Origin of the sequence: Sphaerisporangium sp. NPDC051017, from assembly GCF_040683095.1 — a bacterium.
Lineage (GTDB): Bacteria > Actinomycetota > Actinomycetes > Streptosporangiales > Streptosporangiaceae > Sphaerisporangium.
In genome coordinates this window covers 51679-64241 of sequence record NZ_JBFBCI010000024.1, presented here as the reverse complement: position 1 = coordinate 64241, position 12563 = coordinate 51679, and the positions used below count along the sequence as shown (strand labels likewise).

The window sequence follows — 12563 nt, the reverse complement described above, 5'->3', positions numbered from 1 at the left end:
TGTGAGCGGCGGCTCCCTGGTCAGCGGAGTTTCGGGTCCAGGGCGTCGCGGACGACGTCGCCGAGCATCAGGAAGCTCAGGACGGTGGCGGTGAGGAACAGGGCCGGGAAGACCAGCAGGTGGGGGTACTCCGAGAAGAAGGTCTGGGCGACGTTGAGCTGGAGCCCCCAGGACACGTCGGGGTACTGGAGGCCGACGCCCAGGTAGTCGAGGGTGGCCTCGCCGGAGATGACGTTGCCGACGTTCAGCATCGCCACCACGAACACCGGGGCGATGGCGTTCGGCAGGATGTGCTTGACCATGATGCGCCGGTCGCTCGCGCCCAGGGCCCGGGCGGCCTGGACGTAGTCGGAGTCGCGCACGGCGATCACCTGGCCGCGCATCAGCCGGGTCATGGTCGTCCAGCCGAGCAGCACCAGCACGATCGTCATGGCCCAGATGCCGTGCCCGGGGAAGGCGACGAGCACCACCGTGGAGCCGAGGACGAAGGGGATGCCGAAGAACACGTCGGTCACCCGGGAGACGATCGCGTCCAGGACGCCGCCGTAGTAGCCGCCGAGCAGGCCGAGGACGACCGCGATGAGCAGGGCGAAGACCGTGACGGCGATGCCGATGACCACCGAGGCGCGGGTGCCGTGGACGATCTGCGACCAGTAGTCGCAGCCCTGCAGGTCGTACCCGAACAGGGCGGTCGCGTCCGGACCCTTCTTGGACATGCGCAGCCGGCAGCCCTCGTTCGGGCCGAGCCGCGCGAACAGCGAGGGGAAGGCGGCCATGGCGCAGGCGAGCAGGAGGATGACCGCCGAGATCCAGAACAGGACGCGGCGCCGCAGGTCGAGCCAGGCGTCGTACCAGAGCGAGCCCCGCACCTCGCGCGCGGGGGCGGCGGCCTCGGCGGACGCCTTCAGGTCAACCACGGCGGGTCCTCGGGTCGAGCACGCCGTACAGCAGGTCGACGAGCAGGTTGGCCAGGATGAAGATCATGACCAGGAGGGTGGTGACGCCCACCACGACGGGCCCCTCCTGGAGCTGGATGGACTGGAAGACCTGCTGGCCGATGCCGGGCAGGTTGAAGATGCCCTCGGTGACGACGGCGCCCGCCATGAGGTTGCCGAAGTCGACGCCGAGGTAGGTGACGACCGGGATGAGCGAGTTGCGCAGCGTGTGCCTGCCGATGACGCGCGACCGGCGCATGCCCTTGGCGGTGGCCGTGCGCACGTAGTCGGCGCGCAGGTTCTCGACGACGCTGGTCCGGGTCAGCCGGGCGACGTAGGCGAGGCCGAAGGAGCCGAGGACCATGCCGGGCAGCAGGTAGCTCACCGGCCAGCCCTGGTCGGTGCCGGCGGTGGGGAACAGGCCGAGGTTCAGCCCGAGGACGATCTGGGCGGTGTACCCGACGACGAAGACCGGCACGGCGATGACGAACGTCGTCCCGGCCAGCACGGCGGTGTCGGCGAGCTTCCCGCGGCGCAGCCCGGCGAGCACGCCGAGGCCGATGCCCACGACCAGCTCGAAGATCCACGCGGTGAGGGCGAGCTGCGCGGTCACGCCCCAGCGGTCCTGGAGGAGCTGGCTGACCGGCTGACCGGTGAACGTCTCGCCGAGGTCGCCGCGCAGGAACACCCCGGCCATGTAGAGGCCGTACTGGACGATCAGCGGGTCGTTCAGGTGGTAGTGGTCGCGCAGCGCCTGGAGGACGTTCTCGGGCAGCGGCTTGTCCCCGGCGAGCGCGAGGATCGGGTCGCCGGGCAGGGCCCACACCATCGTGTAGATGAGGAAGGTGGTGGCCACGAAGACGGGAACGGCCTGGAGCAGGCGGACGGCGGCGTACCTCACGTACCGGCTCCTCCGCTGGACGGCCGGGCCGTACCGCACGGCCCGCCTCGGTCGGGAACCGTTCCGCCGTACGGCCCGCACGCCCCGCTGAGACGGGCGCGGGCATGGGAGGGCCCCGGCCGGCGCGGGGCCGGGCGCGGGATCCTCGTCGCGCGCATTCCTACTTGACCGTGATCGTGTCGAGGTTGGGGCTGTAGGCGTCGATCTTCACGCCGTCGATCTTGCCCGAGTAGCCCGCCTGGTCCTGCCAGTTCCACAGCGGGATCATCGGCATCTCGCGCAGCGCGACGTCCTCGGCCTGCTGGTAGAGCGGGATGCTCGCCTCCATGCCGGACGCCGCGTTGGCCTTGGCGATCAGGTCGTTGAACTCCTTGCTCTGCCAGCCCATGCGGTTGCCCTCGCCCCACATGTTCTGCAGGTAGTTCTGCGGGCTCGGGTAGTCCATGACCCAGTTGTTGCGGTACGGCCCGTCCTCCTTCTTCTCGCGCAGCGTGGAAAGGTAGTCGGCGGCGGGGATCTTGCGGAACTGGATGCCGGCGATGCCGAGGTTCTCCTTGAGCTGGTTGGCCACGGCCTGCATCCACTGCTCGTAGCTCGGGTCGGCGTTGGAGAAGTAGAGGTTCAGCGTGCCGGTGAAGCCGCCCGCCTGGTCGTACAGCGCCTTGGCCTTGGCCGGGTCGTACACGCACGCCTCGCCGCAGGCCGTCTCGCGGTAGCCGGGGACGAGCGGGGGGACCAGCGAGGACATCGGCTTGAAGGCGCCGTTGTAGACGGCGTCCACGATCGCCTGCCGGTCGATGGCCATCGAGATGGCCTTGCGCAGCTCGGGCTTCTGGAACCGCTTGTCGAACACCGGGAAGCCGAGGTAGTCCATCGTGCCGCTCGCCGTCGGGACGTACCGGTCGCCGAGCAGCTTCCTGGCCTCGGCGGAACTGGCGGGCGGGATGGTCTGGAGCAGGTCGACGTTGCCGGCGCGCAGGTCGGTGTACGCGGTGTCGCGGCTGGCGTAGATCTTGAACTGGACGGCGTCCGACTTGGCGGGGCGCGCGCCCGCGTACCCGGCGAACTTCTTGACCTTGATCTGCCGGTTGTGCGCCCAGGCGCCGTCGAGGGCGAACGGGCCGTTGCCGATCGGCGCCTGGTCGTAGGCCTTGAGGTCGGTGAACGCGGCCTTGGGCATCGGCGCGAAGCCGGTGTAGGCGAGCGTGATCGGGAACTGGCTGAAGGGCTCGGTCAGGTGGACTTCGAGCGTGTTCGGGCCGAGGACCTTCAGGCCGCTCATCTTGTCGGTGGCGGGCTTGGCGCCCTCCGCCTCGGGGTTGAGGTCGGCGTAGCCCTCGATGTTGGTGAAGTAGTAGTTGTTGGTCCAGGCGTTGGGGCCGTACGCGACGGCGTTCCAGGCGTCGGCGAAGCTCTCGGCCGTGACCGGCTCGCTGTTGTGGAACTTCTGCCCCGGCTTGATATCGATCGTCCAGGTCTTCTGGTCCTGGCTGGTCACCGACTCGGCGGCCCGCATCTGCGGCTGCCCGCCGGAGTCGATCACGACCAGCGTGTCGAACAGCGCCTGCAGGACCGTGATCGAGTAGCTGCTGGAGGTGTTGCCGGGCGTGAGGTGGTCGGGCTCGTTGAGGGCGACGGAGAACTGCTTTCCCCCGTTGCCGCCCTGCCCGCCCTGCCCGCCCTGAGCGCCCTGGTCACCGCTGGACCCGCCGCACGCGCTGAGGGCGAGCGCCGCCGCGAGCAGGACGGTGGCACCCCGCGCCTTGTTCAGGACCGTCACTGTTCTTCTGCCTCTCCGTCGCTCCGGCGTGATGCCGGAGAGGCTAAATAGGCGGGCAAGGCTCTACATCGGAAGGATTACGTATTCCCCGAACGATCTCTGTCCGGCAAGCTGATCGCGGAGGGTCAATGGATAGCATCACCCTGAGCGCACGCCACCTCCACGCGTTCGCCGAGGTGGGATTCCAGGTTGCCGGCGGATCGGGGGCGCATGGCGCCATGACGGCGCTGCGCAAGATCATTCCGGTGGAGGCGTACGAGTTCGTCGCCTACGACCCCGCGACCGGGCGCCACCGCAGCCTGGTGTCCGCCGGGTACGCCCGCGTCGACGAGGACGCCGCCGAGGAGTACGCCCGCCTGGACCCCTACCGCGAGGCCATGGCCTCGCGCGTCCCGCTGCCCATGGGCTCGCCCGGGACCGAGCTCTACTACCGCAGGCACCTGGAGCCCTACGGCTGGCGCTCGGGCCTGACCGCGCCGCTGTTCGTCGGCGACGTCACCGACGCCCGCTACAAGGCCCGCTACACCGGGCTGCTGCACGTGAACTCGCGCCGCGCGCTGCCGCCGGAGACCGGCACGGTGCTCGGCGCGGTGGCGAGCACGCTGGCGCACGTCACCGACCTGACCCGCTGCGTCATCGACCGGTTCGGCCTGCCGCCGGGCTTCCACGCCATCGCGTTCGAGCGGGGCGGGCGGCGGCGGGCGGTGGCCGGATGGCCGGGGTCGGAGGCCGTCGATCGCGAGCCGGCGATGGCGGACCTGGCCAGGGACTTCATCGACTCGCGCGAGCTGTCGCGGCGCGGGCTGTGGCTGGACTCGACCGGCCAGTGGCGGGAGGTGCGGGTCCACCGGGCCGGGGTGGGGTTCCACGGCGCGATCCAGGGGGCGGTGATCGCCGAGCGGCCGTGCTCACTCCCCTACGACCTGACCGCCCGGGAGGTCGAGGTGCTCACCAGGGTCGCCTTCGGCGACTCCAACCCGCAGATCGCCGCGGCGCTGGTGCTCAGCGTCCGGACGGTGACCACGCACCTGGAGCACATCTTCGCCAAGCTAGGCTGCGACAGCCGTACCCGCCTGACGACGAAGGTGCTGGCCGAGGGGTTGTGCCGCCTCGACGTGCCGTGACCCCGCGACGCGTCACGACCCGGGGACGCCCCTGAGGGGCCGCGGTCAGCGGGCGACCCTCAGGGACTTGCCGGAGTTGTTCGGGGTGACGGATTCGGGGCTCAGCAGGTCGGCGTGCATCTCGAACCACACGTTGTTGATCCCCGCCTCCCGGATGAAGCCCCAGCGGTGCGCCAGGGCCTCCAGGAGCAGCAGTCCCCGTCCCCCGGTGTCGAGCGGCGAGGACGGGCGCCAGCCGAAGGGCGGGTCGATCGAGCCCGCGTCCTGGACGGCGATCCGCACCCACTCGGCGGAGTAGGACACGCTGAGCGTGAACGTCCCGCCGTCCCCCGACTCGGAGTGCACGACGGCGTTGGTGGCGATCTCGCTGGTCAGCAGCACGCAGTCGTCGTGGAGCGGATGTCCCGCGCCGAGCGCGGAGGACACCAGCCGCCGGGCGCGCGCCACGGCGTCGGGATCCCCCGCGAGGTGGAGCACACGGTCACTGTCCGATCCCGCCCTGCCGTACGGTGATGAAGTCATTCGACCCCCGATGAGTGATCTGCTCGCACCCTCGTGTTAAGGACGCCGCGATCATCGTCGGAGATGTCGCCAAAAGGTAGGAACCTGGTCTCCACGGGGTGGTCCTGCCTCACCCGCGCGGGACCTCAGGAGGACGACAGGGGCGGCAGGCCGAAGTGCCCGTCGTCGTCGGAGTCGGAGACATCCTCCTCCACGATGTCCGACGCCGACCGGACGATCAGCGGGTCGGGGGTGCCCACCACGCTTTCGTCCTTGTTGTCGTAGTCGAACAGGCTGAGGACGTGGCGCATGGCCTCCACCCGGCCGCGCTTCTTGTCATTGCTCTTGATGACCGTCCAGGGCGCGTCTTCGGTGTCCGTGTTGAGGAACATGTCCTCTTTCGCCCGGGTGTAGTCGTTCCACTTGTCGAGGGACTGCAGGTCCATCGGGGACAGCTTCCACTGCCGCACCGGGTCCACCTGGCGGATGATGAACCGAGTGCGCTGCTCGCGCCTGGTGACCGAGAACCACAGCTTCACCAGGCGGATCCCGTCGCGGACGAGCATGCGCTCGAACAGCGGCGCCTGGAGCATGAACTCGTCGTACTCATCCGGCGTGCAGAAGCCCATCACCCGCTCGACCCCGGCGCGGTTGTACCACGACCGGTCGAACAGGACGATCTCCCCGGCGGCCGGCAGGTGGGAGACGTACCGCTGGAAGTACCACTGCGTGCGCTCGCGTTCGCTGGGCTTCTCCAGCGCCACCACGGTCGCGCCCCGGGGGTTGAGGTGCTCCATGAACCGCTTGATCGTCCCGCCCTTGCCGGCGGCGTCGCGGCCCTCGAACAGGATGACCAGGCGCCCGCCGGTGTCCTTGAGCCAGTACTGGAGCTTCAGCAGCTCGATCTGGAGCAGCCGTTTGGTCTGGTCGTACTCGGGGCGCGACATCCGCTCGGTGTAGGGGTAGTGCTCGCGCCAGGTGTCGACGGGCCGCCCGTCGGCGTAGAACAGGACGGGATCGTCGTCGTCCCCCGCGTCGACCCACAGGCCCGGCGTCCGGTCGAGCAGCTCACTGGTCGCCAGGTGGTGCGCATGCGTGAAGTCCGACTGACCTAAGTCCATACCGTCAGCATTTCACACATTTGAGACGTATTCGGTACGTGATCGTGAACGATCCGGATCACCGGGACGGCCGGCACCGAATATGGCCGCCGTCCCGGTGAAGGTCAGCGGAACACCCCCGTGTGGCCGAGCGAGTGGAGCCCCGGCTGCGGGTAGACCGCCAGCCCGTGCGGCCCTGCGCCGACCTTGATCTTGCGCACGACGTGCCCGTCGCGGGTGTCGAAGACGTAGACCTCGCCGTTGTAGCGCCCGGCCAGCCACAGATGGCGGCCGTCCGCCGAGACCCCGCCCATGTCCGGGGAGCCGCCGCCCGGGATGCGCCAGGTCTCGACGGGCTTTCGCGTGGCGAACGACACCACCGACACCGACCCCTCGCCGCGGTTGGAGACGTAGAGGCTGCGGGAGTCGCGGCTGACGTAGAGCCCGTGCGCGCCCGCGCCCGTCCTCACGAACCGGTCGACGCGGAACTTCCCGGCGTCGACCAGCCAGATGCCGCCCATGGCCATGTCGGCGATGTAGAACGTCCGCCCGTCGGGCGACAGCTTGACGTCCTGCGGCATGCTGCGGCGCGCCCCGAGGTGGTGGGCACCGTCGTGGTGGGCCCTGTCGTGGTGGGCCCCGTCGTAGTGGGCTGGGAGGTCCACCACCTTGCGCACCTTGCGCGCCGCCCAGTCGACGGCCACGAGATGGCCGGAGAACTCGCAGCTCGCGAGGAAGATCGATCCGTCCACGGTGAAGTCGGCATGGTTGATGCCCCGGCACGGCATGTCCATCGACTCGCGCAGCTTGAAGGTGCGCGGGTCGCGGAAGTCCAGGCGGTTCAGCCGCTCGGCCATCACCAGCGCCGTCGTGCCGTCCGGGGTGAAGTACAGGTTGTACGGGTCCTCGACGGGGACCGGCTTGCCCGGCCTGCCGGTCACCGGGTCGATCGGGGTGAGGGTGTTGCCGTCGTTGTTGTTCACCCAGAGCGTCTTCAGGTCCCAGGACGGGACGACGTGCTGGGGCCGCCGGCCCACGGGGAACTCCCGGATCACCTTGTAGGTCTTCGGGTCGATCACGCTGACGGTGCCGCTCTCGCTGTTCGGCACGTACACGCGCGAGGGGAACTTCGCGACCTCGGGGCTGAGCATGCCGGGCCGGTCGTTGGCATAGACGTCGGTGACGGCCTCCTTGGCGGCCTTCCCGGCCGCGTGCTCGTTCTCGGCCCTGCCCTGCGGCTCGGCCGCGGCGCTCGCCGGGGCGCCCGGAGGCGTGGCGGCCGTCACCGCCTCACGGCCGCGGGCGTCACCGTCCGAGCAGCCGGAGGCCGCGACGGTGAGGGTGGCGGCGAGGGCGAGCGTGAGGACGGCGGCGGGCGTGCCGCCCGGTCGCCCCGTCGTCGCCGTCATCCGCGTTCCGCCGTTCGCCCCCGCATGACCTGCCCTTTCTGTCGTCCCGCCCCGGCTCCGGCCGGCTACGGAAACGCTAGGAGGAGTACGGTCACCGGTCACTCAACCCCGGGTTACGGCGTGTTCGCCTGTGCCCCGGCAAGGCACGCGGCCCAGGACGAAACCACACGAAGCGCGTGTCGTCCCCATGTCAGAGCCCTGCCCCGGACGGGCCCGGCGCGTGCGGAACCTCCCCCAGCGGCGAGGTGGCGGGGGGTAGGGTCGGGCGCGTGGCGCTTCCGGGGGGCATCGACGTGGCATCGCGGGGAAACCGCGGCGTGAACCTGCACGGGCTTTCAGACGCGGCCGTGCCGGTAATCGGCCGGCGGCGAGCCCGGTGGGCGGGCCCGCCGTCGGCGGGTCCGCTGATGACCGGCCTGCTCGTGACCGGCCTGCTGGTGACCGGCTGCGCGAGCCCGGTCACCGAGCCGGTGACGCCCGCGACACGACCGGCCGCGTCCCCCGCCCCGCCGTCCACGTCCTCCGAGCCCGGAGCGTCCGGAACCGCGGGCTCCGACGACGGCTCCCTTCCCCCGGGGACGCCGCGGCCGTCCGCGCACGGCAACGCCTTGCCCGCGCCGGACGCCGCCGTCCCCACCGGCCCGGAGCGCCTGGCGCGGGAACTGGTGCGGACCGAGGCCGCGCTCGGGCGGGCCGTGGACGCCTGGCTCGGCGACGACGGGAAGGCCGAAGGCGAGCCGCCCGAGCCTGTCGTGCTGCTGTCGCTGTACCAGCAGCGCGTGTACCGCCTGATGGGGCACCGGCCCGAGCTGGCCCGCCGCGTCGTCGAACGCCTGCCCTCCCGCCTGGCGGCCCGCGCCGCGGACGACGCGGAGGCGGCCCGCAGCCTGTTCTCTCTCACCCGTCCGACCTCCACGCCCGGCAGGTTCCGCACGCAGGACCCGCCCGAGGCCGAGAAGCTGCGCGGCCACATGCGGGAGGCCGAGCGCAGGTTCGGGGTCGGCTGGGAGGTGCTGGCGGCGGTCATGCTCGTGGAGACCAAGTTCGGCCGCCTGAGGTCGCCGAGCTCGGCTGGGGCGCAGGGCCCGATGCAGTTCATGCCCGCGACCTGGAAGGCGTACGGCCTGGGCGGCGACGTGCGCGACCCGCGCGACGCCGTCCTCGGGGCGGCCAACTACCTGCGCGCGTCGGGCGCGCCCCGGGACTACCGGCGCGCGCTGTACGCCTACAACCACGACCAGCGGTACGTGGACGCCGTACAGCGCTACGCCCGGACGATGCGGCGCGACCCGCGCGCCTACTACACGTACTACAACTGGCAGGTCTTCGTGCTGACCACGCGCGGCGACCTGCGCATCACCGGGCCCCGGAGCTAGCCGCCAGGTCCTCCTCGGCCCGCGGCGCGTCCGTGACCGATTCCGTGTCCGATTCCACGTCCGATTCCACCGGCGCGGGCGCCTCCACCGGCTCCGCGCCGGCCTGGGCGGGGCGGGTCATCCCGGCGAGGACGGCCAGCACGGCGAAGACCGTGATGACGCCGGACCCCCACCAGACGCCGTCCGGCCACAGCGTCCACATCGTGACGCCGATCACCGGACCGGCGGCGTAGCCGATCTGCATGGGCATCGCCGCGGCGGCGATGTACCGCCCGCGCATCCCGGGAGGGGCGACCTGCCCGGGGTAGGCGGACACGGTCGGGGTGCCGACGATCTCGCCGAGCGTCCAGACGAGCGTCGCGACCACGAACATCGCGACCGCGGGCCCGGCGAGGTACAGGTTCATCCCGACGCCGACCAGCCCGACGCCGAGCGCCACGGCCAGCCTCGCGGGCATCCGCTGCACGAACTTGGTCAGCGGCAGCTCCAGCGCGATGACGACGACGGCGTTCAGCGACAGCAGCGCCGCGTACAGCTCCGGGCTGTGGCCGTCCGCGGTGACCTGCAGCGGCAGCACCGAGACGTGCTGGATGTAGACGACGGCGTTGAGGAACAGCGCCAGCATGAACAGGGTGAACCGGCGATCGGCCAGCACCCCGCGGTACGACCTGCGGCCCGCGCCGTCCTCGCCCTTCGCGGAGTCCTTGCCCGCCACCGAGTGCGGGAGGCTGAGCGCGAAGACGGCGAACAGGACGGACGTCACCGCGTCGACGTAGAACATCAGGTCGTAGGAGTAGGTGATCAGCAGCGCGCCGAGCAGCGGACCGGCGGTGGTGCCGAGGTTGAACGCCAGCCGGTACACGGCGAAGACCATGACGTGCTGCCGCTCCGGGGTCAGCTCCACCAGCATCGCCGATGACGCCGGGCGGTACGCCTGCCCGAGCGCGCCGACGACCGCGGCCACCGCGACGATCAGCGGCAGGCTGGGCAGGACGACGATGAGCGTCGTCAGCGCGCCCGCGCCCGCCATGGAGGCCACGATCGTCCACCGGTAGCCGAACCGGTCGGAGACGGCGCCGCCTGCGAGCACGCCCAGCACCGAGCCGACGCCGTAGGCGCCGAGGGCGAGGCCCGCGCCGTACGTGGCGAACCCCTTGTTGGTCAGGTAGAGGACCAGGTAGATCTGCAGGAAGTTGCCCAGCCGGTTGACCAGCATGCCGGCGAGCAGCACCCAGGCCGGCCGCGAGATCTCGCGCACGGTCTGGATGACGGACGGGTGCTCCGCGCTCATCGGGCCGTGACCTCCGCGGGCGGGGCCGGAAGCGGGCGGCCGGTGATCTCGATGATGCCCGTGGTGTCCACCTGGGCCTCCTCGGGGGTGTCTGCCAGGGTGATGATCCGGCCGTATCGGGCGATGTAGCCGCGCGGGGGCAGGCGCAGCACCGCGCCCGGGTCGGCGAGGAGCTCGGCGCTGTGCACCGGCGGGGTGAGCCGGTCCTCGTTCACGGTCACGGTCTCGACCGTGAGGTCCCGCTCGGGGTAGAGGAAGGCGACCGTGGCCGCCTTGCGGTGCTTGACCGTGACGTCGGGCTCACGGCCCGCGGCGACGTCGGCGGCGGCCAGCGCGATGTCGACGCCGGTGGCCAGGTGGCCGAGGTAGGGGATCATGTCGCCGCCGAGGCGGGCGTTGACCTCCAGCAGGCGCGGGCCGCGCGGGCCGAGCCGGAACTCGGTGTGCGTCACGCCGGTGTGGAAGCACAGCGCCTCGTGGGCGCGGCGCAGCGCGTCCACGAGCTCGGGGTCGGCGAGCAGGGGGTCGGCGGCGTCGACGAGGTGGCCGACCTCCTCGAAGAACGGCGCGAAGCCGACCCGCTTGCGCGCGAGGGCCAGCGGCACGCACTTGCCGTCGTAGAAGACCGCGTCGACGCTGATCTCCGGGCCGTCCACGTACTCCTCGACAAGGACGGACACCTCGTACACCGGCACCCCGGGGTAGGAGACGGCGGTGGCGGCGGCGTAGGCGGCGGCGACCTCCTCGGGGTCGGCGGCCAGCTTGACGCCCATGCTGCCCGCCAGGCCGCGCGGCTTGAGCACGACCGGGTAGCCGATCTTGTCGGCGGCGGCCAGCGCCTCGTCCAGGGACGCGACCCCGATGGACAGGGGCTGCGGCACGCCGGCCAGGTCCAGGGCGACGCGGGTGGCGTTCTTGTCACGGCAGGCCGCGATGACCTCGGGCGGGTTGCCGGGCAGGCCGAGGGCCTGGCTCACGAAGGCGGCGGGCCACACCAGGCCCTCGTCGTAGCAGAACACGCCCGCGACGTCGTGGCGGGCGGCGACCTCGCGGGCCGCCTCGACGAGCTTGTCCGCGCCGGTGTTGTCCGCGCCGGTGTTGTCGACGACGGTGTTGCCGACGACGTACGGCGCCTCCCAGGACACCTCCGCCGGCTGCAGCAGCCACAGCCGGTAGCGCGGGGCGACCGACCGCAGGATGAACTCCCTGTTGCGCTTGGAGCTGCTGCCTATCAGTAGGAGCAACGGCTTCTCGCCGGACTCGGCGTCCAGTCCCATCTCCCGCTCCCTCGCCGGGCGGACCTCGTCCGTGCCGGTCGTCGCAGTGGTCGTCTTCGGGTCGTTCAGGTCTTCCGGTTCGTGCGTCGGTTCGTGCGTCAAGGGGAACACCGGTCCCTTCGGAAGGTGTGGTCGTCGGACGGAACGCGCGCGCACCTCATCGCCTCACGGTCAGCTCCCGAGCGAGAGCCGTACGGCGAAGAAGGCGAGCACGGCGGCGGTGAGGCCGTCGGCGGCGCGCGCCACGGCCGGGGTGTGCGCGTGGCGGGCGAGCCGGTCGACCAGCGCCGTCCAGGTGAGCAGCCAGAGGAGGCCCATGGCGAGGTACACGGCGCCGAGGACGGGCACGCCGCGCACCGGGTCCACCCCGGGCGGGACGAACTGCGGCAGGAAGGCCATCAGGAAGACGCCGACCTTCGGGTTCGTCCCGGTGCACAGCAGCCCTTGCAGGAACGCCCGCCCGTGGACGCCGCCCTGGCCGGACGGGTCGCGCGGACCGTGCGCGGCTTGCGGGCCATGCGCGTCCTGCGGGTCCTGTGCGTCCTGCGGGTCGCGCGGGTCCTGTGGGTCTCGCGGGCGCGGGGGCCGCAGGGCCGACCGCAGGGCGAGCGCGGCCATGACGGCGAGCACCGCCGCGCCCGTCCAGCGCAGCGCCGTGAACAGCGAGGGCTGGGCCGCCAGCAGCGCGGCCAGGCCCATCGTCCCGACGGCGAGCTGGACGGCCCCCGCCGTGATCATCCCGGCGGCGGCGGCCACCGCCGGGGCGGCGCGGCGCCGGGTGAGCACCAGCCTGGTGATCAGGGCGAGGTCCGGCCCCGGCGTCATGATGACCACCAGGGACGCGGCGGCGAACGCGAGGGTGACCATGG

At 71.5% G+C, this 12563-nt stretch carries 11 protein-coding genes; 2 read left to right on the top strand and 9 right to left on the bottom strand.

Annotated elements, in window-relative coordinates; genetic code table 11:
• Positions 1-20 precede the first annotated feature (20 nt).
• The 3 genes from AB0M95_RS20400 to AB0M95_RS20390 form a co-directional block, all read right to left on the bottom strand.
• Entirely contained in the window at positions 21-917 is an 897-nt protein-coding gene (locus tag AB0M95_RS20400; protein WP_363766696.1) for an ABC transporter permease, read from the bottom strand.
• A complete protein-coding gene (locus AB0M95_RS20395; RefSeq protein WP_363766694.1) occupies positions 910-1836 on the bottom strand; it encodes an ABC transporter permease in 927 nt (308 codons plus the stop codon). The genes AB0M95_RS20400 and AB0M95_RS20395 overlap by 8 nt, the downstream gene beginning before the upstream one ends.
• Positions 1837-1996: 160 nt before the next feature.
• Positions 1997-3616 (bottom strand): ABC transporter substrate-binding protein, encoded by a 1620-nt coding sequence (locus tag AB0M95_RS20390; RefSeq protein WP_363766691.1) that lies wholly within the window; start codon positions 3614-3616, stop codon positions 1997-1999.
• A 128-nt stretch (positions 3617-3744) separates the two neighbouring features.
• Between AB0M95_RS20390 and AB0M95_RS20385 the strand changes: the two genes are divergently transcribed.
• Positions 3745-4740, top strand: coding sequence for a LuxR C-terminal-related transcriptional regulator (locus tag AB0M95_RS20385; RefSeq protein WP_363766688.1), 996 nt, complete (start codon positions 3745-3747; stop codon positions 4738-4740).
• 45 nt (positions 4741-4785) lie between these two features.
• Here the strand turns inward: AB0M95_RS20385 and AB0M95_RS20380 are convergent, their stop codons facing one another.
• The 3 genes from AB0M95_RS20380 to AB0M95_RS20370 form a co-directional block, all read right to left on the bottom strand.
• Complete coding sequence (locus tag AB0M95_RS20380) at positions 4786-5217, bottom strand: ATP-binding protein (RefSeq protein WP_363766686.1); 432 nt, start codon at positions 5215-5217, stop codon at positions 4786-4788.
• A 170-nt stretch (positions 5218-5387) separates the two neighbouring features.
• The gene (gene ppk2 / locus AB0M95_RS20375) at positions 5388-6362 is read right to left on the bottom strand and encodes a polyphosphate kinase 2 (protein WP_363766684.1); all 975 of its coding nucleotides are present in this window, start codon (positions 6360-6362) and stop codon (positions 5388-5390) included.
• 104 nt (positions 6363-6466) lie between these two features.
• Positions 6467-7750, bottom strand: a complete 1284-nt coding sequence (locus AB0M95_RS20370; RefSeq protein ID WP_363766682.1) for a hypothetical protein — start codon at positions 7748-7750, stop codon at positions 6467-6469.
• A gap of 407 nt (positions 7751-8157) precedes the next feature.
• Between AB0M95_RS20370 and AB0M95_RS20365 the strand changes: the two genes are divergently transcribed.
• Positions 8158-9126, top strand: coding sequence for a transglycosylase SLT domain-containing protein (locus AB0M95_RS20365; RefSeq protein ID WP_363766679.1), 969 nt, complete (start codon positions 8158-8160; stop codon positions 9124-9126).
• Here AB0M95_RS20365 and AB0M95_RS20360 read toward each other — a convergent pair.
• The 3 genes from AB0M95_RS20360 to AB0M95_RS20350 form a co-directional block, all read right to left on the bottom strand.
• Positions 9107-10417, bottom strand: coding sequence for an MFS transporter (locus AB0M95_RS20360; RefSeq protein ID WP_363766676.1), 1311 nt, complete (start codon positions 10415-10417; stop codon positions 9107-9109). The genes AB0M95_RS20365 and AB0M95_RS20360 overlap by 20 nt on opposite strands.
• Positions 10414-11796, bottom strand: coding sequence for an ATP-grasp domain-containing protein (locus tag AB0M95_RS20355; RefSeq protein ID WP_363766673.1), 1383 nt, complete (start codon positions 11794-11796; stop codon positions 10414-10416). The genes AB0M95_RS20360 and AB0M95_RS20355 overlap by 4 nt, the downstream gene beginning before the upstream one ends.
• 69 nt (positions 11797-11865) lie before the next feature.
• The gene (locus AB0M95_RS20350) at positions 11866-12561 is read right to left on the bottom strand and encodes a LysE family transporter (RefSeq protein WP_363766670.1); all 696 of its coding nucleotides are present in this window, start codon (positions 12559-12561) and stop codon (positions 11866-11868) included.
• Positions 12562-12563 lie beyond the last annotated feature (2 nt).